The organism is Veillonella sp. T34266-5 (assembly GCF_002959815.1).
GTDB lineage: Bacteria > Bacillota > Negativicutes > Veillonellales > Veillonellaceae > Veillonella > Veillonella atypica.
The window spans coordinates 218,615-241,181 of sequence record NZ_PPCZ01000004.1 but is presented as its reverse complement, the minus strand read 5'-3'; the positions used below and the strand labels follow the sequence as shown (position 1 = coordinate 241,181).

The window sequence follows — 22,567 nt, the reverse complement described above, 5'->3', positions numbered from 1 at the left end:
TACATAAAAATAGCAGATAATTGGACTTGCTAAACTAACTATCTGCTATTATATATAATCAATAAATTATTACTTTTTTATATAACTTACACTCTTAACTATTTTTTATTGACACGAACACGTTCAATAGTTGGTTCTCCTTGATGATTTTTAGCCACTGTATCAACACGGAACAATGCCATTTCAGGGCTAAATTCTGTTACGAGTTGTTCGTTTACTTGTACGCCGTTTTGAATAGCACGGTATACGATTTGTGCAAACTCATAACGTGTTAACATACGGTCCCCACCGAATGTTCCATCAGGGTACCCTTCTACTAAGCCACGACGAGATAAATCGCTAACAGCTTCATATGCCCAGTGATTGCTTGGTACATCTGGGAATAATGTAGTACGGTCAGCTTTCATATTTGTACCAGCTACACCATTTAAAAGAGTTGTCAATTTTTGGATTTGTGCATTTTGAATCGCCACAGTTTTCTTAAGTTCTAATACTTCTTTACCAATAGCTACACGAGAACGAGATACATTGCTGTGAGCGCCGACTTTCACAGAAAGACCTGCATTCACAATAGTTTCACCATTACCGACAGTAGAACCCAAGCTCAATTGAACATCTTCGTTAGGGCGATAGAAAGCACCTAAAGCAGCAGCATTACCATCGTGGTAATGACCATAACCAGCTGCAAAGTCCCATTTAGCATCTGGGTCAAAGTCAAGTGGATGTAATGCAGCCAATGCAGCTGCACCTGCTACGCCTCGATTAACACGTTTATCTAACTTAGAAATGTCACCTTTGATATTCTTGATGTCAACAGAGGATCCTTGAATTTGATCTTGTACGCGTTTAAGTTGAGATACATTAACTGCATCAGTATCTGCTACACCAGCTTTCACATTTTTAATGATTTGGTCGCCTGCGCTGATACCATTTGTAGTGTAGTAAACAGTGTTACTTCCTTCACTTGCATACATACCGGTTTTATCAAATCTTGCTTGTTCTAAGGTATCTGTGTTTTCGATTTGAACACCAGTAGGTGAAATACCAATATTTTCGCTACCGTTGAAGAAGCTAGCACGGTCTTTATCGATACGAGAACGCACATTATCAGTAGCTTTGCCGAAGGTAGCAGAGTTCATATCTACTAAATCTTTATTTACAGCTACTTTGTATTCAACACCGCCATTAGCATTTGTACCAGGTGTAACAGTTGTATTATCCCCTGCTACAACAGTAGTATGCTTTTTAGCATCTGCCTCAACAGTAGAGATTTTAGTTTCTACCTTTTTAAGTTGAGCCACGTTAACCGCATCAGTATCTTTTGTACCGGCTGCAACAGATGTAATTTGGCGTGTTACATCATTCGCTACATCACCAACAGACACAGCAGATGCTGTCGCTTTCCATGTAGAAGTCGTATCAGTAGATGCCGTATTTGTACTAATATCATAACCTACTTCACCAGCTGCTACAGTTGCTTTAGAGCCGCTACCTAGTGCTACGCCACCTTCTTTAGATACTTCTGTATTATGACCAATAGCTACTGCATCGTTCACAGTTGTAGTAGTTTCTGCGTCGCTAGAACCAATAATGACAGTGTTATTAACACCTGTTACCTTACGGTTATCACCAACGATAACTGTATTATTAGCATCAGATACAGTATTCTTAGAACCGATAGCAGTCAAATGCTGTACATTAGATGCAGTATTACCTACACCCATAACAAGGTTATCCGCACTTTCAGCACCATTAGCACCTGTTACAGTGTTTTTGATACCAATCATAGAGGTACGCAATGTATAGTCAGCCTTGTTGCCACCACCGAAAGCCATTGTAGCACCGCCACCGTCAGATTTTTTAACAGAAGTACGTAATTTCTCAGCTAATGCTTTTGCAGAATTGCCACCGCTAGTTGGTGCACCAGAAATAGCTTTAACAGAATTTGTAATTTCGTTGCCAGCCCCCATGATAATGGAGCCATTGGAATTAAACGTTCTATTTGCTGTACCAACAATACTATTACCTATACCAGAGTAGCCACTAATTGCAGTCTTAGACTCGATACTATTTAAAGAACCTGTAATAGTTGCACCAAAGTTTTGTGCTGCTTGTGAGCTGAATGATCCACCATCATAGGCACCTGTGATAGCAGAATAGGCACCATTAACTACACCAAAGGTAGCATTATTAAAACTATTAACACCAACTGTAGTTGCATTTACACTCACATTATGAGAACGCATACTACTAACATTATTTGTATCTACTGTGGTATCCCCAATGTCGCCCTTATAATTATGAGTACCAATCATAATCCCACCAGAACGAGCATATGTATTTTGACCAATAGCTACACCAGTTGGTACTTTAGTTGGATCAGCTGGAACAAATGGCGCACTAAAGCCAAAAAATCCAGAGCCTTGGAATGTAGTCTGTTTAAAATTAAAATTAGCCTCTTGCGTACCTGCCATATTTTCAGAAAAAGCTTTTTCACCAATCGCTATGCCACCACCTTGGTTAACATAGTTATTTGTATGTGCACCACTGCCAATAGCAATATCTCCAGTAGCAGGACGATTAGTACCATTTGCATAATTAATTTCAGCACCATTACCAATAGCTACATTTTTAACCTCTGGTGCAGTACTACCTGTACCATAAGCAATGCCATTCCCCGTACCTGTTGCTGTATCTGCAGCGCTAGCTACCATACATAAGCTAGACAACAACACACCGTTAATTAATAAAGCTAATAAACGTTTTCGTTTGTTCATTTTACCGCTCTCCATTTCACAAATTATACACAAGATGAATTATATATACACAAAATTCATCTTATCTTTATATTTCAATATTATACCACTTTGCTTTGATTTGTAAAATCATTAATTTAATATGAAGTTAACGATTTTTAAATATACCTTATACTTATTTCTTTAATAACCATCTGTAATATATCTTACAATATAAGATTTACTATAGAATCCTATTTCTTAATAGAATACATTTTTTAAACCGAGTTTAAAAACAAATATTTTTGCAAGACCGTTAAACAAAATAAAAAGCGGATAGTACACCATAAAGGATAACTATCCGCTTACATATTAGCTTTATTCTATAACAGATTCACTTACGATACACATACTATAGAATATTTAACTATTATTTATTATTCAATTTTTGTAAGAGCATATCTACTGTTTCTTGTAACTTTTTATTTTGAGCCTCCAATGTATCAACCCGTTGTTCGAGAGCGTTATAGGAAGCAGGAGAGATGTTTTGTAACGTTTTGTTTTCGCCGAATTTGTAGGATACACCAAGGTTAGCCATGATATGGTCGTTTACAGTGGCACCTGCTGTAAGTAGCAAGTTTTCCTTTGGATAGTAACCCACACCGAGAGCTAGGGCATTGGCATCTTTATAGTGTCCAATACCACCCATCACTTGTACTCGATTATCTGGATCAAATTGCATTGGATGTAATGCAGCTAGTGCCGCAGCACGAGCATCGCCTTTATTGGCCTCTTTTCCCATATTACTAATTTTATTGTACAGATTATCGATTTGTTGGTTCGCACCATATAATTGGGAACCATTGATGGCATCCGTGGATTCCGCGCTAACGCGGCCAGCTGCCACATGAGTGATGGTACGTTCTGCATCAGTAGCACCTACCGATACAGTAGATACTGGTGTAGTGCCGGCAAAGTTAACGGTACCGCCTACATAGGTATAGCTTGGAGTGCTCACCACATCACTACTTTCAGCAGTGGAATTATTACCTAATACAACTGCATTATCTAGAGATGTTTTTACATTATTACCCATTACGAATGTATTATTGGCATCAATTTTGTTCTTGTTACCTACGCTATAGGAGTTATCCCCCTTAACGGTAGCCACATTATACGTACCTACACCAAAGGCGCCCGATTGGTTACCTTCAATCTTGTTATATGCGCCCACAGCAGAATTCTTGTCACCTTTAAAGATAACACCATGACCCATGCCATAGTTAAAATTACCATTTACAGTAGAGTTAGAACCGATTAATACGGTATTATTAGCCTTACTAGAGGCAGCTTGAGAAGTACCAAGCCATACGTTTTTATTGCCTTGAGAATAAGAACCTGCAAAATACCCTATTGCAATTGTATCGGAAATGGTTGAATTATAACCGGCTGCAAAGTTGCCTAAGAAGTTATAATCACCTTTACCACCTACAAAGGTCTTAGAACTAAGTGCTACATTGCCACCACCTTGAGAACCATTTAAAGCAAGACGACCAATAGCGATATTATTACCCTTTGCATTCGGATCTCCTGTATGGGAATATGGATCACTATTAGCTGCCCCAGTATTACCACCAAGCTGAACATTATCTGAATTGGTAAAAGTAGATCCTTGTAGTCCAATATTATAGGCTACACCACCAGTTGAAACGATAGGTGTATCAGCGGCTTGCACCAAGCCCATAAAAGATACACTAAACACACTAACCATTGTTACAACACTTAATTTTGTTGCGTAATTCATGTTACGTCCCTCCTACACTCTTCTCTTACACCATGTTGCTATACTCCCGCTAGCGTTCTCGATGTACCATATATTTCAGCCACCACGTAAGGATTTCCGCAAGTACTCAATTTAGCAAGTATCCGTTTCGTATAATCAAGATGTTCTAACAAAGCATCGCGTAGTTTACGTTGCACGTGGTCAGGGGAATGAAATACGAGTATAGGATCAAAGTCTCCTATGATGATATACGTTGTATGTGGTTCTGGTCCTGGCTCAATGCGGTATTGAAATGGAATGATAACATTGAATAGACCATATACCACATCACGCCCGATTGCTTTGCGCGATTTCAGGCTCGCAAATGTCATGTTCGGACTCATTGTTCTAGGGTCCGTATACATCGGCTTTGACCGCCTCGACGATTGAATGCCGTTTGCTAGAACTCCCTCATGGTGCGCTACTTCTCGTAATACCATCTTAATGGATTTATGGATGATTTCACGCCGACCATCTACATAATAACACGCGGTACAATCACCGCCGTCAATATAGATTGGGATCAAGCAACATATATGGTGATCTACATCTCCATATATGGCATTGGGGTTACAAGAAATTAATTCGTTATTACTTACATTTTGACACGTTGTATTATGCATCATCATGACCTCTTCTTATATTAAAGGAGTAATAATATTAAGGAATTCCTCTTGTAAAAGCTTATAAATAACACGTGTTATAGTAGGTGCTTTAGCAGCACTTATGAGTCAATTGTATACCTATAATTACAAACTGTAAATATATAAATTAAAAAATATTTTAGTTTTTTTAATATTACTTATAACTATGCATATTTTGCATATCTTGGATATCGAATTCTTTGTTATCCGCTACCATCATATAGTACCGCAATTGGTCGATGGCCTTTTGATGGCGTTGTTGCACAGCCTGTCTAGACTGATGTATTTCACAACCTATGTCTACGCATCTCGATATAAGGCAAACAACAATTGCTGTTGCTCGCGTGGCAGTTTTCTGAAAGCAGACCACAGACGATTGCGCAATTCGTCGTCGCTCACGTTTTCGATAATATCTCGTTCAATATTTACGTCATCAGGAAATTGATCCATGGCGGGCTCTGATACATCATCACCGCTGCATAGAGGCAAGGTCAACTCGTGGCGCCACTGATGAGCTGATTGTTTATAAAAATTAAGATAACCATAATGAATGGCTGCTTTCACATAGCCAGAAAATGGTACCTTTCCCGATGTGTGAAAGCTATAGATGGATTCGATAAAGATGATCCACAGAAATGATTCGACGTCATCCGTCATCATAGCCGTACTACATCGGGTTGCATACCGCATGATAAGCGGCCGATAGCGTCGGCATAGTTCAATTTGTGCCGCATCGATAGTCAGTTCCTCGATAGGCCACACGGCTCGTTCCGTACTGAGCACCGATACACGACGTTCTTGACAGACGCGCACTAAACTAAGGTCTGTCACCGCTTGCAACACCTTTTGGGGACAAACCACATGTTTCACGTTCATATTCGTTCCTTTCTGCCTAGGCTTACTTGGAATATACACCCAATTGAGTATTTAGACAAACGAGAAATTCCGCTATAAATGCATAGATTTACAGCGGAATTTTTGTTGTTACATATGTATTTGTGTATAATTACAAACCTATTTCAGAAAAGTACGTCAATTTAGATCAATTTTCATAGCTGTATGAATTTGAATCGATCGTTGTACAATGAGCGAGTTCGAATCAATTACAAGTCGCACGAATTCGAATTCATTTCACTAAAACGATTGTATTAAGCGAGTGTATCTAGCGCAGGTTTTGCAATGGTATCGTAAATATATTGCCCTTGACCGCAATTAATTTCCTCAAGATTTGGGAACACGAACTGGTACCAAAATTGGAACATAGTATTCACAAAATGATAATCTGCGTAACGCAATGGACCACGGCTACCACCTTGAATACGTCCAATAATTTCCATATCCAAGAGGTCGGCCATACGGGTTGCAAAGGTACCACTCTTAAGCTCACTAGCATGACATAATTCTGTATAGAACGGCTTATCCAGTTGTGCCAACGCATAGAGAATCGCATTAGCGGCGCCTACATTACGAATGTAGCGCATAAGCAATCGTTGTGGTTCCGTACATAATATGCCTTGTGGTCTGAAGAATAGACGCACAATATTTTCATCTACCGATAAGGCGGGATCTATATGCACGAGGTTCCCCGGCATACCACCTGTTACATGATATAGCTTAACAAGATCTTCATCCGTATAGTCCCAACCTAATGCTCTCACATCATCAAGTGTGAACGGATTGACCTTGAAATAACTATGGATGTAGGCTGCAATCAAGCTTGATTCGCCGATGATGCGACCTTTCAATTCATCTACATGGGTTCCCATGAGAAGTACGAATACTTTGCCATGGTCGCGATAGGTTTCCATCAAGTCACGCAATATGATAGGCGCTTGTGGAACTGTATCCACAAATGAAGGATAATCATCTATGATGAGCGTGATTCGCTTGTCAAGACTTGCTTGAAAAACGCCACGCAATGCATCCTCTAGAGTCTTAAAAGACCCCGATGGCACCTTTAGTTCTCTCTCAATTGATCGAATATGAATGGACTCATTCGCCAAGCGACCAAGCAGATATATTGTATGATCTTTGCCTAATCGAGCCTGTAACGCTCTAGCGATATACGTTTTACCAACGCTGTAAGGACCGTGTACAACACTCATTTCCATGCGGTCCTGATTGTATAGTTCCATTATGGCGTCAATGACCGCCTCATGGTTACTACATTTCATATAAGATCTCACCTCCCTTAAAATAGTTCTCAGGAGTTTATTATATCATATTTTAAATAAACTATAAAATATATCTTGCAAATTTTAACAAATAGATAATAAATTCATTTTTTACACATAAAAAAACTCTTTTCCCATTATGCTATGTACCCCTTGTACTGGTTGTCCAGTAAAGAGAGTACATTATTACAAGAAAAGAGTTTCTATGCCTAATTTTACATTCTTATTATTAAAGCTTACAGTTGTAAGCCATATCTATCGGTCATTGCTAAATTTCATGAGCATGATGCGGCGCACCGATTCATCAAGGCGTGCTTCGGAAATGGTTCCATTCTCTACAGCCTGTGTTAACGCATCGTGAACTGCCTTGATGTGCTTGGCATGCTTACAAAGAATAACCATGTCGCTGCCTGCATTAATGGTACGCACCGCATAATCCTCTATGGACATACCAGCAATAGCGGCGCCGACCTCGATATCATCGGTCATCACCACGCCCTCAAAGCCCAGTTCATTCCGTAGCCAATCTGTAATAATCGGTTTAGATAGACTCACCGGCTGATTGGCGTCAATAGAGGTTACTTTCACAGCATTTACCATAATCATAGGATGTTCGTCACGCGTCGCATCGATGAGCTGAGCAAAAACGCGGCCATCATCGTCCATGAGGCTCGCCTTAGACGCATCTAATTTCATGCCCGGCACCGTGTAATCAGCGCCGCCTGGAAAATATTGGTACCCCGTAAACACGCGATTCACCGCATAGCGTTTAGTAATGGTCTCACCGATGCGCGCCGCCCGGTCCACATCGCTCGTGTACGAGTAAAATGAGTGGGTATTCACCATGACACCCAAATTGAGATTAAACCCAAGGTCGCGCATCTCAATGGCCGTGCGCGTCGCTAGACTCGACACCGCATCAAGGCCCTGCTTCGATAACAACTTAGGGTCCGTCCAAGGCAGCATCAAATTAGGTCTATACTGCATGCGTTCCCGATTCATGGCGATGAACGGTGGCATGAGGCTGGACGTATTCGCAGTGTCTCGTATGCCTTTTGTGAAAGCCCGCACTTGTTCCTTAGATTCCATATTATCATTATCTAATACAATACCGCCTACGCGATATTTACGTACTAATTCTTTTTGTGACTCGTCAAATGTAGTGCCTTCTAGACCGATACACATTAACTGACCAATCTTGTCCTCTTGTGACATCGTGCGCACACTGCGGTCCGCCTTTTCCGCAGCCGACGCATTCATGGCGGCAATCGCCTTATACCCTACGGGCGCACGGTCAGAACTTGCCGTCGTACTCGGCGTCTCTCGACTACACCCTACAAGGATGCCTATCATGGCTATTGTCAATACACCGCAAGCCAGCCTCTTTACGAACTGCTCCATATCTCTCTACCCTCTATTGACAGCTCAAATACAATCAAGTTACGGTTAGACCTCTGTCCTCTCAGCCATCAGTCTATAGTTAACACTTTATACATTCTATTATATACCATCTATTTCATTAATGCCTCATTAAAAGACCACAATTTTCAACCTGCTGATTCCGCATATTGATAAAAAGGAATGCATACAGATTACAAGTTAGAAATTTCTTCAGACAGCCTCATATATACAAAATAAAAACTGCAACCTAGTCATATATACTGTAACTGATACATTCTCAGTATACATAAGACTAAATTGCAGTTTTTAGGATTATTTACGAGTACGATTCGCCTCTGTTTCATCGGATTCAGATGTCGTACCTGTCGTTTGTTTTGATGTATTATGGAAGGTCATCACCGTTTTAGCCGCCACCTTTTTCACTGGGCCTGTTGGTAATACAATAGGTATTTGAGTGTTTACTTTCACAGGACCATTAGCAGGTACAGGGGCTTGAACCGGTGTCGATAAAGCCTTGACGATATTTGGTTGCGGTGCCGTTGGCGCTACAGATTGAGCCGCCGTTTGAGCTGCTATCGATTGAGATGCTGTTTGCTGTGCTACCACTGGTTTTGGTGCTTGTTTAGGCGCATCCGGTTGTTGACGTGCCACACGAGTCGCCGCCAAGATGCCTGGGTTGCGATACAATAATTGACCACCTTCGGTAGACAATTTTTGATCGTAATAATATACATCAGCGTTGTAATACTCACTGCCACTGGCCACATCATAACGCAAGCCAATCATGGTATACACCGTAAAATGTAGCAACCCGTCCGGTTTACTGCGGTCAATCGAATCGCGGTCCACATACCAATTATTGCCATTATAGGTGAAAGCATAAATATCTTGCCGAGCATCGGCATTGGGTATAACAGATATAAACAGCGCTGCTACAAACATAGCCACTGCACACATACGTTGAAACATGAGGCCTCCTCATTATGAATTACTACCTATATTAATACTATATATATTATATGAATCACATCTTAATATATACATTAATATATACTAATGGTAGGTAGATTATGTAAGTATAAAAATGATTGTATACGATTTAACAACTTATTATACCACATTTTCTGAGATTGCGTTCCTCTGACATCCCTATTTGGAATTAGAACAGGCCTGTAGTATTGATAGGCCCCTTTGATACTGCTCCTTAAAATTAGAACAGGCCTGTAGTAATTTCCGAACCTTCGTACATACCCTTTTAAAATTAGAACACGCCTGTTCTAATTCTAGAGATACCATATAATTGATTAAGTTTATTTGGATTTGACGATATATATAATTTTCCTTATAATAAAAGAAGATAGCCAAGCGAGTAGATCCGTCAGGCTCATCTCAAGTATTATAAACGTGATGAAATGGCCTTTCAGTTACCTAGTTACTTTAGGATAACGAAGGGCTATTTGTCTTTTCCAAGACAAATAAGAGAAGCTAATTATAATGAGAACATATGAGTTAATCAATAAGCATCTATAAATACAGATATATGAGTTAAAATTATAAAAGCCCCCGAGTACTAACAGCTAATATATACAGCTATTAGTACTCGGGGGCTATTTTATATATCGACTATATTCTCAGATTGTTTTAGGTAAACATATCTTAGAATTTATGTGTAAATCCAGCGTTCACAGACCATCCTGCTTTATAGTCGCCAGATAGACCTTTGCTAATATCAGCGTAGATACTGTTGTTAGCGTTGATGCCATAGCGGCCACCGAATGCAAGGTCAGTCCATGTCCCTTTAAGGTCTTGTTCTGTTGATTTCACAGTAGAACCACTTGTGTATGTAGTTTTTACCGAGCCAGAGAAGGCATGGTTAACGCCGATACGAGTATAGATACTGCCTGCGCCAAATGTCTTACCAATTTCAAGGCCAAGACCGCCAGCAGTGCTGCTTACACCAGCTTGGTCTACATGCATGGTGCCTGCATTAAAGCTATCTCCACCAAAGTGAGTATAGCTCAATTGTGCTTGCGGTTCGATGTATACACCATTTTGTAATTTCACAGTTTTACCATAGCGAGCGCCGATAGTGTATGCATTAGCCTTCGTTTCGCCAGATAGGCTTTCACCAATTTCATTACGAGCTGTGAAAGTATTCGTTACACGACCAACTTGGGATTCAAGTTGAATGTATTGATCTTGGCCGAGGTCTTTCAAACCATAGGCACCAACAGCAAAGGCCTTTTCTTTGCCAGAGCCATTGAATACATAATCATCATGGCCACGAAGGTAAGACACTTGACCACCTACGGTCCAACCGCTACTAGTTTTAGCGTCGTAACCACCTTGAATGCGTGTATAGGTTGTGTCGGTATCAATACCTTGTGCATCATAGCTATATTGACCGCCACCGATATGGGCCCAAATACCTGTTGTTGCGCCTTGTTGCAATGCGCGAGGACGGTAAGTATTTGTTAATGTGCGCCAGCCATTGATATTACTCATAATCGCAGAACGAGCACCACGCATATGCGGAGTATCATATGCCGTTGATTGGGCTGGTGCCGGTTGCGGTGCTGGTGTTGGTTGTGGCGCCGGTTGCGGTGTTGGTGTTGGTTGTGGCGCTGGTGTTGGCGTTGGTGCCGGTTGTGGCGCCGGTGTTGGCACTGGTGTTGGTGTTGGCACTGGTTGCGGTGCCGGTGTTGGCTCTGGTTGTGGCACAGGTGTTACTGTTGTATTACCGTACACATATTTACCTTGACCGTTTTGATCGGCTTGCCATGTAATAGCACCGTCTTTAGCATAACCAGATGTTAATATCTTAAAGCGTCCAGATTCAGCACCTTCAGAAGCAATCGCTACTGTACCTTCAAGGTTTCTTTCACCAGTCACATAGTTATGGTAATACACCTTATGTGCAAGATTATCTAAAACCTTGTTTACATTATCCTCAGTAGACAAATCTAGTCCTTTGCGGCTAGTGTATAGATGAGCGCCAGAATTAGGGGCTGCACTTGTGATATGAATGTCACCACCCCAGAAGGAATCAGCCGTTAAACCATTATATGTTGTGGTTGGCGGTGTATATTCTGGATCTTCGGTATCTGCATATTCGTCATTAGGATCATAAATAAAGTTCACATGGCCCTCGAGTTTATCTATATGGATTTCATTATGCTCAGATTGTGTAACACCATTGTTAAAATTGCGGTTCTTAGCACCTACTAAACGATGTACATGACTCGGTGTAGTCATAGTAGAATAGCTTGTACCAGATAAACCACCTTGATAAAAATGATCCCAATACCCCTGTTCACCAAGAAATACATTGATATGATTATCATGAGGAGAATTTTTATCTGCTAAATTAAGAGCAAAACCAACCCATAATGCATCTTTATTATCTAAACCAATATTGATTATAGAGGAAGTCTCATCATGGCCGTCAATGCGCACATCACCGTCAAGATTGATATCATAACCTTGTATTTTTCCATGAGAACCATCAACGCCAAGATTTACAACTCCACCATTAGAGATTACTACAGGTCTACTTACATTTCCTACTTGAATTAATCCTTCTCTAATAGTAATGGAACTATCATTCTTAGCCACTATAATAGCAGGTCTATCATCAGTTGCACGAGCATGTACACGATCTATAGCAATAATCGCTCTATGATCGGCCTCGATACCTTCAGGAACTCCCGGTACTTCACCTAGATTCATAACATAAAAATTATCAGCACGAATTACACCATCATCATCCATAGCCATAGCATTAGGAATAATCATGCCAGCAATTGTCAGCGCTACAGCTAGCGATAGCTTTGCTTTACTTATATGTCTCATAAAAATCCTCTCACTCTCACAACATAAATAAACTATAAATTATCTTAAATTATATTTTATAGATTATCATTTGTAAATACCAGAGGAAAAATTAGTACAGACCTGTTCTAATTTAAAATCCCCTTGATAAGTACCTAGATACTCATCAAGGGGATTGTTTTAGTTATGGAAAAGACAAATAGCCTTTCGTTATCCTAGGATAGCTAGTGAACTCAAGTCACATCTTAGGCTTTAAATATAACACCATTATGCTCTAGTTGTTCCACTGTTTTTTTACCAATGCCCGGTAACATCAATACTTCTTGTTTAGTAATTGTTTTAAAATCATCTACTGTGTATAGGCCGGCTTGTGAAAGCGTAATTTGTGCACCAAACCGTATATTGTCATATACCGGATTGCTACGCACAGCCCCGCCTTTAGCAACCTCTACGGGACTCATATGAGCGGACTCGTGTTTTCCTATATAACTATCATTAGAGTACCGATTCGCAACAGTTCGACCAGTAACACGTTCATACGCATCATATAAAATCTGCCATAATGGACTTTCAAAAATCACCAATTGAGTCGGTAAAAATGAGATAGCAGTATATAAACTTATCAATTCCCGTGGGTCAAAATCTATGTTAATCACTTGATGTACCATATACATAATGGCCTCTAAATGGTCTTCTACAAAATCGTTCCAGCGCGTTGCATCTTGTAATAACCAATCAATATCTTCATATTCATCAACAAGATCTGCTAATACATCATGGGCAACCTTGCTTTCACCACACTGCAAAGCCAATAAAATATACAGCATATGCATCGGCAACATGATATCCGGCGCCTGATTAAATGCATTTTGTATATCATCGCAACATGCAAGATAACGTTGATACACCTTGCGACCACGATCCCAATTGGCAGCGCCACAACAAGCAACCATCATGTACACAAGGAACCCCGAATGATCTTGCTTGTCCCCGTGAAAGACAGGAGTAAAGCATGCAATCGCATCATTATGCATATTGTATTCTAAATATATCATCCCCATGTCGATGAGGCAGCGCATATAAGGCCGAGACTCTATTATATGCCAATCCATTTTCTTAGGTTTTTTCAACGATTCTACTAGCTGTTTTAGCTGATGAAGTTGAAAGCTTGGATGTAACTCAAGAGCTATAAGTTCCCGTTTAGCATCTACTTCATCAGGACATAACGCAAGAATCTTATTGTAGAATTTCTTTGATTCCTCAGTCGTATCAGCCTCTTCTGCAGCCTCATATAAATCACGTAATTTCATTTCTATCGTATCATTAAAATCACCACGATTATATTGAGTCATAAATGCTTCTATCAAATCCTCAATAGGTTTGAAATCAGACTCATGTTCAGATAGAAATTGTTTCTGTAAACGCAATAGTAACTCAGTTTGAAAGCGAAACATAGAGTATCTCCTTATACATATGAACGTAAAAATACTACTTATCTGTAATATATCACGAGAGGGTATATTAATTCTAGAGGCAAGGCCTCGACCTATTAATATATCAACTGAAAATTAGAACAGGCCGGTAGCATTGGTTGAGCCCTTTTATACCTCTCTTAAGAATTAGAACACGCCTGTTCTAATTCTAGAGACACTATATCAGGCTCATCTTACTAATTAGTACACGCCTATTCTAATGTAAAATCCTTATTTTCCTTTAATTCGTATATCTGTATTTATAGATGCTTATTGCTTAACTCATATGTTCGCATTATAATTAGTTTAAGATAGTCAGCGAGGTTGGGTCTCTCTTCGTTAATGGAGGGAGGGGTGCTCTATGAGTGATTATGAGTTAATCATGATAATTCTAGAGGTGATGACTATTGTTATTGCCTTTGGTGCACTTGTGGCTCTTATTTGTCTTGGAAAAGACAAATAGCCCTTCGTTATCCTAGGATAGCTAGGTAACTGAAAGGCTATTTCATCATGCATTTGAATTACTGAGATGAGCCTGACGAATCTACTCGTCCGACTATCTTCTTATATTATAAAGATAATTATATATATCGTCAAATTCAAATGAACTCAATACATATATAATGTTTCATAAATTAGAACAGGCCTGTTCTAATTTAAAATCCCCTTGATAAGAGTACCTAGATACTCATCAAGGGGATTGTTTTAGTTATGAACGATACCAATCATCATATTAGAATTGGTAGTTAAGGTCTACGCGGTAGTAGTTGGAAAGTTTTTCGTTATCGCCAGTAGCCTTGTTTGTTTTGTTATTAAATCCGTAGTATGCTGTTAAGCCTACGTTCTTTTGTAATGCATAGTCAGCAGTTAATAACCAACCTTTAAAGCCTTGGTAATTCATTGTAGTAGTAGCTATACCAGGTGCAACTGTAGCCCATGCCGTATTAGTTGTATCGTATGCAATGTCCCATGTAGAGGATGCAGCGCCTAAGTTTTGGCCGAAGTTAAAGTATTGCGCTTTTACGTCCCAAGAACCGCGTTTTGCTTGGTCGTAGTCACCATAGCCAAGGCCAGCAGTCCATGCAGAACCGTGAGAAACGCCAGCAGCTTTCACCCATTCGCCACCAACCCAAACTTTATCAAAGTTCATGTCTGTGCTGAAGCCATACATGTTTCTGAGGTCACCACTGCCGGATTTGTGTGCATTTCTACGCGCATAGAAGCCACCAAGGTTCACATGTTTATTAAGTTGACCTTTAAGGCCTGCATAGGTGAAAGTTTTGTTGGATTTCTTAGTTAAACCGTCAAAAGCGCCTGCCACAGCATAGCCGTAGGCTGCTTGGAATTGAACTTTGTCGTTGCCTGCATTGAATTGAACGCCGTCGAATGTGTCATCGTAAATCAAACCGTTGCCGAGCATTTGGTCGAAGCGACCAGCTTTCACAGACACGCGTTCACCAAATTTGTGATTTACATAAGCGCGATCGATAGTAGCCGTTGCATTGCCACCATTAGTTGCATCGCCAAATTCAAAGTCCCCAGATGTTACGCGAACGACAGCGTCTGTGCGGTCATTGACCTTCGCATTGAATTGAATGCGAGCACGCGCGTCGAATTGAGAACCTTTGCTGTAATCGCCCACAGCGTTTACATAGTTACCATCTTTCTTTTGGGAACCAAGATAACGAAGGCGCATATCGCCAGTTACTTTCACATTACCCACGCGGTCCTCTAAACGAGCCACGCGAACGCCCAAATTATTCAATTCGTTAGAGAATTCATCAGCCAAACGGTTAATCAAGGCTTGTTGTTCCGCATTCGCACGATCTTGGTTAGCAAGCGCCTTTGCTACCATTTGTGCCACTTGGAAACGAGTAATGCCATTTTCGCCTCTGAAAGTCCCATCTGAATAGCCAGTGATGATGCCAGTGCTAGCCAATTGAGACACGGCTTGGTAGGCCCAAGAATCAGGGGTTACATCGGAAAATGGGTTCGCTGCAAACGCAGTTGTTACACCCAACACAGCTGTTGCTGCAAAGATAGCGGCAAATTGTTTTTTCATAACTATACCTCTCTCCAAAAAAAGAACCATACACATCTGCAAATCGGCCTACTAACACGTATCTCCCCAACCCCTTATAAGTGATAACCATTATATGCAGAATATAACATAAGTATAACATACTATAACAAAGATTTTATATTTCAATGCAAAGTTCATTGGATTTTCATGGGGGTAAAAATAAAACCTCTACCATGACAAAAGAGATGACGAAATATACATTTCGCCATCCCTTTATATTTACTTAAGTTATACCAATCTATTTAATTAGAATTGGTAGTTAAGATCTACACGGTAGTAGTTGGAAAGTTTAGAGTTATTTCCATCTGCTTTATTAGTTTTGTTATTGAAACCATAGTATGCAGTCAAACCAACATTGTCTTGCAATGCATAGTTAGCAGTTGCCAACCAGCCTTTGAAGCCACGGAAATCAAAGTTAGTACGACTATAAACATTTGTATAATCATAAGGGATTTCCCAAGTAGAGGAAACTGCACCCAAATTTTCACCAAAGTTGAAGTATTGAGCTTTTACATCCCATGTACCTTGTTTAGCTTGGTCATAATTGCCATAACCGATACCAGCAGTCCATGCGGATCCGTGAGATAAGCCAGCAGCTTTTACCCATTCACCACCAACCCAAACTTTATCAAAGTTCATGTCTGTGCTGAAGCCATAAAGATTTCTGTAATCATCATTGCCGGATTTATGTGCATTTTTACGTGCATAGAAACCACCAAGGTTAACATGTTTATTCAAGTCACCTTTAATGCTTGCATATGTAAATGTATTATTTGTTTTTTGACTCAAACCTTCTGCTGCACCAGCAACGGCATAACCATAAGCAGCTTGGAATTGAATTTTATCATTGCCTGCATTGAATTGAGCACCATCAAATGCATCATCATAAATCAAACCATTGCCAAGCATTTGGTCAAAACGACCAGCTTTTACAGATACGCGTTCACCAAATTTATGGTTTACATAAGCGCGGTCAACAGCAACACCTACAGCAGCACCATCAGATGCATCACCAAATTCGAAATCATCAGATGCTACACGAACAACAGCTTCTGTACGATCGTTTACTTTAGCATTGAATTGAACACGAGCACGAGCGTCAAATTTAGAAGCTTTGCTGTAGTAGTCACCATAAAGGTTTACATAGTTACCATCTTTCTTTTGAGCGCCCATGAAACGCATACGCATATCGCCAGTTACTTTCACATTACCAACACGGTCTTCCAAACGAGCTACACGTACACCCAAGTTGTTCAATTCGTTGGAGAATTCATCAGCCAAACGATTGATCATAGCTTGTTGTTCAGCATTAGCGCGGTCTTGGTTAGCCATAGCTTTAGCTACCATTTGAGCCATTTCGTAACGAGTGATATCGTTTTGTCCTTTGAAAGTGCCATCTGGATAACCGTTAACGATACCAGCTGCTGCCAATTGGGATACAGCTTGGTATGCCCAAGAATCAGGAGTTACATCGGAGAATGGGTTAGCTGCGAATGCAGTAGTTACACCCAAAACTGCTGTTGCTGCAAAGATTGCTGCGAATTGTTTTTTCATAATAAAATACCTCTTCTTTACACTAAAAACAATTACTATACGATCTTGCAAAGCAATACGCTTATCCCTATGTGTCCATGTTTCCATACAAATAATACGTATACCTTTACAAGATATACGTATATTGTATCATATAGAGATTAAATATCATTTAAATTTTCATGAAATTTTTCATTTATATTTTATTATTAACATAATAAAATATCTTTTATCATCGAATCATTAATAATTTGATTAGCCCCATATAAACCATCTTGATAGTTCTTTTTAATCCCCTTAATACTTAACTCATTATAGTCAAAAGCACTATCTAATGTAGGTACACCATAATAACTCTTATCTACAAACCAAACTTGATCAGTTCTTATAGAAGTATCCAATATATCCGTATTATGTATAGTTGCAATTAGTTGCGTGCTTGTATCATTCCATTCATTAAAAATACGTGATAGGATATTAACTAATTTAGGATGCAAAAAACAATCAAAATCATCCATTAGAAATAGCTTAGAATTATGATAATTGTTCAAAATCATCATTGCTAAAAACATGAATATCCGTGTGCTTATACTTTCTACTTCATAATCAATAGTAAAGGTTCCGCTATCCTTACATTCATATTCAAATTGAAGCAATAATCTAGATTTTAAATTTTGATTATTTTCTTGTATAGGTATGAAAGATTCTTGTATTTTAATATCTTTTATATGGAAATCTGCAGCCTTCAAAAAATACAAGACTTTTTCTTTTAAATCAGGATTAGTATATAACGGCTTAAATAATTCCTGGTTGCATAAAACATTATGTCCTAAACCAAGTATAAGGATATCTTGTGTGAACCATTCATATGACTCTTTAGCTTCTGGTACATTATTTGATTGAGCAAAAAATAGCAATGGCTGATTAGCTCTTAATGCGCCCTTTAAACCCTTTATTGATGACGGCATAATGATATCATCAACAGTCCTATTAAAAATGATATCATCATTCATAATTAAACGCTCTTCATTAATACTATGAGCATCATAATCTAATTCATAACAATATAAATTTCCATTTTTAATAAATTGAATTTTGAAATAAGTATTACCTTCTCCATTGGCAAAAGAATCAACAGGTAAAGCCTCTAACTCAGAAGATGTGCCATGAACAATAATAGCTCTAAGTAGTTGGAAAGCTCTAATCACATTAGATTTTCCAGATGCATTAACGTAATTATCGTATAGTAGATAATTTATAATAACATTTACCTACTCTTATAAATACTAATTAAGCATTATTTTTCCAATCCTCTATAAGTACTTTTGCAGCCTTTTCACTAATGCTATGATTATTAGATTTATCATGACTTAATACAAAGGAAGCTAGTTTAATTTGATCTTCTGATGTAAACAAATCTAGGTATCGTTTATCAAATACTCATCAAAGGAAACTTCTCTATAACAATTGTCAGTTGCTAAAATCTACATGATGGTGGTCTTAAAATTTTATATTTAACATTTTAATATTTCTGGATGTCGCACAACCCATGAAGTCAACTCAACATAAGCTTGTTTTATCTCTTCAAAATCATGTCGTTCTATATGTGTTATAGGTGAATCTTGCTGTTTGGAATCTCGCCAGTTAATATCTTGTGCTGTATAGTTACCATAAAAACCGATTTCAGATTGTGTCATCCAATGGTACGGAGTTACAATGTGTTCTTGCGGTTCAAATAACGACGGCATTAAGGAGTAATATTCAAAATTCTTTGGTGCAATAAGTTCAAAAATAGTAGGCATTATTTGCATATGATTACCAATACTATTTTTATCAATCCAATTATCATCAATGTCCTTATGATACATGGCAAAATATGTACAAAATGATTCTCTAATAGTTTGTTTTCTATACGAAAGTAGAGAATCTGCTATTCCACAAGAATGATCACCTGTGACTATGGTAAGACTATCTTCAAAATGTTCCTTCATAGCATCAACGAAATGGAATAAGGCCTGTTCTGCATACCAATAAGTACCTAAAGCTGCTACTTTACTTTTATTATCTCTTACCTCTCTAGGAATATTTCCAAAAATCGTATCTGCATCCCATCCATATCGTTCAATAGGAATTGTACTTGGTGAGTGATTAGATGTTGTATAAATAAAATGCATAGTTGGCTCATCATCAGCTGCCAATATACGTTTTTTTACCTCATCTAGAAATAAATGATCATACACGCCTAACCATGTGGCAGGTGCATCTTCACCACAAATATCTGGACCACCAATACATTCATCAAAGCCCATTGATGGAGCAAATAAACCTAAGCTAGCCCAAGAAATATTCCCCCCATACCAAAGTTTAGTTTTATAACCCAACTTTTTAATTTGTTCTGGCAGAGAAGTAATTATAGTATGTTCCCAAAATTGTGTTTTCTCATTAATTTCCAAATTAGAATCATAAATTCCTGAAATGAGACTTGTGATAGCCGGTTGAGAAATCATACCTGCAGGCAAAAAATTATCCATAGAAATAGTATTCTTTTGTGTTTTAAACTGCTTTCCTGCATCGGCAATATGATATTCTGAATAAATATCATCCGTCACAGATTGTGTAAGACTTTCACCAACAAGAATAAAAATATGCTTAGGCTTTGAAATTCGCGGACCTTCAGCTTTTTTTTGTAAAAGCTCTAATGGATTCATCCCTATTTTTATATCTTTAAATTCTGGAATGACACATAAATTTTTGATTGCCGTACCATCATCGTGATTCAAGACTTCATTAATATTATGTTTATGCACTAATTCTAACGCAATCAAATCATCAATAACAGATTTAGCTAAAAATATATCATTTTTAATAATAGCTGGTACAAAATCCCACTCCGGCTTATTACGATGGTTCAATGTACCACCATAACGTAACCAATAAAAAAACACTACAGTAAGAATAACGGATACAATTATCCCCACTACTTGTCCTACAAATGGCAATGTAGGTATCAACAATACTGGTGTTAATAAAGTAGCATAAATTCCTAACGCTGTAATTACTGCAAAGGGAATAAAACCAAGTAATATCCATAATCCATGATTTTCATTAAAAAATATATCTAATAGATTCTTTTTATCAGCATTACCACCCAAACGAACTAATTCATTATAGGTATCTTTAAAGTGATAATAATATATCAGCTTTCCCATAAATGCAGCATATAGTACCATTAGATATAATGTTAAAAGTATAGTTCTTACTATATCTCCCACCGCAAAATAAGAGGATATAAATGCACCCGGTAAAGAGATAGCTAAAAAGGAAATTAATAATACATAAGCATGAAAATCGAGTCCCCACCAAAATCCATAAGTAAAGGTTTTAACTAGTTTTTTCTTATCCACATTCCAATGATACGAAGGTCCATATAGTTTAATAAAAATAAATCTAAATATAGCACTGATTATAGGTGCCCATATAAAGATTTTTAAATCCTGTTGTAGTCCTATTAGTAGTGACTCAAGCATATTCCACCTCTGCTAAAAGTTATCATGTTATATAATCTACTGAGAACGTAAATATTTTACTTATCTATATTAGTATACAATAATCACAAATAAAATATACAAGTAATATAATAAAACCAGTGAAGTACTAAATAATTACTCCACTGGTATTTATAGTTTATTTAGTTTTTCTTGTAGCCTTCAATAGTTCCTCCCATTGCCCCCAAATAGATTCTGGGCTGAATTGTTTCATGCGGTCACGCCCGGCTTGGCCCATAGTAACGCGGAGGTTTTGATCTTGCATTAATCGTTCCAAGGCTGCCGTCAATGGTGCCACCCCATCATCACATAAGACGCCTGTTTCCCCATCAATGATGAGTTCATTAACAGCAGAGCAAGATTTATAGCCAATTGCTGGCAATCCCATGCTCATCGCTTCGCCTAGTGAAAGTCCAAATCCTTCATAGGCGCTTGGGAATGCAAATATATCTGCCTTAACAAGTACACTTGGTACATCGGTGGTCGTCCCCATAAAATGAACACGATCTCCAAGTCCCGCTTTGGACACAATCATATCCAATTCTTTCTTGTAAATCTTGCGGTCTTCTTGGCCCCATAATTCGATATCCCAGTTTGGATACTTCGCGGCCAATGGTGCAAATGCCTCAATCAACAAATGTGGTCGCTTATGGTTCTTATCGAGTCGCGCTACAAATACGATTTTGTAACGGTCTTTCACCTGTGAAAGCTCCGCCTGCTCCGTATATTGTGGAATGGCATTACCGATAACAACAGTCTTAGCCTCTAGTAAATGATTTTTAATATGTGCCTCAAAAGATGGTAATAATACTTGATTTACCGTACTCTTAGCAACCGCTTCAACCTCTTCTACAGGGTAGGTATTAAAATAATCCTCAGGGTCGCCATGGCTCATGGTGATAACAGGAATATCTGTTTTCAAATCAAGCAACAAAGCCTTCGATGCTGCTGGTTGGTAAGACACAATTACATCTGGCTTAGTACGATCTAATACAGACTGAAGATGACCTAATAAATACTTCTTCGTAAACTCATTATTTACACCACGAGCTTTACGCTTATCAAAAGCACGCAAAATCTCCCGTTTTGCCTTATACCAAAGAGGGATAGAATGACTTTCACCTTCATAATGACACAAATCATATGCTTCGATACCTGCATCAAGAGGATAGTAGAAATCCCCTGTTTGCACATCGCTATATACAAGACTCACCTCGTGGCCACGACGCTGCATCTCATTGGCAAATGCAGCCGTCACCTTAGCAAGACCTCCTGTATCGCCTACCATCTTTGTTAAATTTGCTAATAAAATACGCATTACACTCAC

The 22,567-nt window shown here is 38.7% G+C and carries 15 protein-coding genes; all 15 read right to left on the bottom strand.

Annotated elements, in window-relative coordinates; translation table 11 throughout:
• Nucleotides 1-98: 98 nt before the first annotated feature.
• Nucleotides 99-2,777: an S-layer homology domain-containing protein gene (locus tag VIHSUH07_RS02835; protein ID WP_233187807.1), complete on the bottom strand. Its 2,679-nt coding sequence runs from the start codon at nt 2,775-2,777 to the stop codon at nt 99-101.
• Nucleotides 2,778-3,165: 388 nt separating this feature from the next.
• Nucleotides 3,166-4,539: a YadA-like family protein gene (locus VIHSUH07_RS02830; RefSeq protein WP_105083827.1), complete on the bottom strand. Its 1,374-nt coding sequence runs from the start codon at nt 4,537-4,539 to the stop codon at nt 3,166-3,168.
• 38 nt (nt 4,540-4,577) lie between these two features.
• Nucleotides 4,578-5,186: a hypothetical protein gene (locus VIHSUH07_RS02825; RefSeq protein ID WP_233187806.1), complete on the bottom strand. Its 609-nt coding sequence runs from the start codon at nt 5,184-5,186 to the stop codon at nt 4,578-4,580.
• A gap of 315 nt (nt 5,187-5,501) precedes the next feature.
• Nucleotides 5,502-6,077, bottom strand: a complete 576-nt coding sequence (locus VIHSUH07_RS02820; RefSeq protein WP_233187805.1) for an RNA polymerase sigma factor — start codon at nt 6,075-6,077, stop codon at nt 5,502-5,504.
• Between the two features lie 272 nt (nt 6,078-6,349).
• Nucleotides 6,350-7,375 carry an ATP-binding protein gene (locus VIHSUH07_RS02815; RefSeq protein ID WP_105083826.1) on the bottom strand — a complete coding sequence of 342 codons (1,026 nt, stop codon included), beginning with the start codon at nt 7,373-7,375 and terminating at the stop codon, nt 6,350-6,352.
• A 255-nt stretch (nt 7,376-7,630) separates the two neighbouring features.
• Nucleotides 7,631-8,776 carry a glycoside hydrolase family 3 N-terminal domain-containing protein gene (locus VIHSUH07_RS02810; RefSeq protein ID WP_105083825.1) on the bottom strand — a complete coding sequence of 382 codons (1,146 nt, stop codon included), beginning with the start codon at nt 8,774-8,776 and terminating at the stop codon, nt 7,631-7,633.
• A 312-nt stretch (nt 8,777-9,088) separates the two neighbouring features.
• The gene (locus VIHSUH07_RS02805; RefSeq protein ID WP_105083824.1) at nt 9,089-9,745 is read right to left on the bottom strand and encodes a hypothetical protein; all 657 of its coding nucleotides are present in this window, start codon (nt 9,743-9,745) and stop codon (nt 9,089-9,091) included.
• 687 nt (nt 9,746-10,432) lie between these two features.
• On the bottom strand, nt 10,433-12,628 hold the full coding sequence (locus tag VIHSUH07_RS02800; protein WP_105083823.1) for an autotransporter outer membrane beta-barrel domain-containing protein: 2,196 nt from the start codon (nt 12,626-12,628) through the stop codon (nt 10,433-10,435).
• Nucleotides 12,629-12,852: 224 nt separating this feature from the next.
• Entirely contained in the window at nt 12,853-14,061 is a 1,209-nt protein-coding gene (locus VIHSUH07_RS02795) for a hypothetical protein (RefSeq protein WP_105083822.1), read from the bottom strand.
• 751 nt (nt 14,062-14,812) lie between these two features.
• Nucleotides 14,813-16,141: an S-layer homology domain-containing protein gene (locus VIHSUH07_RS02790; RefSeq protein WP_105083821.1), complete on the bottom strand. Its 1,329-nt coding sequence runs from the start codon at nt 16,139-16,141 to the stop codon at nt 14,813-14,815.
• A gap of 267 nt (nt 16,142-16,408) precedes the next feature.
• Nucleotides 16,409-17,716, bottom strand: a complete 1,308-nt coding sequence (locus VIHSUH07_RS02785) for an S-layer homology domain-containing protein (RefSeq protein WP_105083820.1) — start codon at nt 17,714-17,716, stop codon at nt 16,409-16,411.
• 188 nt (nt 17,717-17,904) lie between these two features.
• Nucleotides 17,905-18,954 carry an AAA family ATPase gene (locus VIHSUH07_RS02780; RefSeq protein WP_255404408.1) on the bottom strand — a complete coding sequence of 350 codons (1,050 nt, stop codon included), beginning with the start codon at nt 18,952-18,954 and terminating at the stop codon, nt 17,905-17,907.
• Nucleotides 18,955-18,985: 31 nt separating this feature from the next.
• A complete protein-coding gene (locus VIHSUH07_RS09770; RefSeq protein WP_255404407.1) occupies nt 18,986-19,111 on the bottom strand; it encodes a hypothetical protein in 126 nt (41 codons plus the stop codon).
• A 98-nt stretch (nt 19,112-19,209) separates the two neighbouring features.
• Entirely contained in the window at nt 19,210-21,099 is a 1,890-nt protein-coding gene (locus VIHSUH07_RS02775; protein ID WP_233187803.1) for an LTA synthase family protein, read from the bottom strand.
• Between the two features lie 280 nt (nt 21,100-21,379).
• Nucleotides 21,380-22,558 carry a glycosyltransferase gene (locus VIHSUH07_RS02770; protein ID WP_105083818.1) on the bottom strand — a complete coding sequence of 393 codons (1,179 nt, stop codon included), beginning with the start codon at nt 22,556-22,558 and terminating at the stop codon, nt 21,380-21,382.
• Between the last annotated feature and the right edge of the window lie 9 nt (nt 22,559-22,567).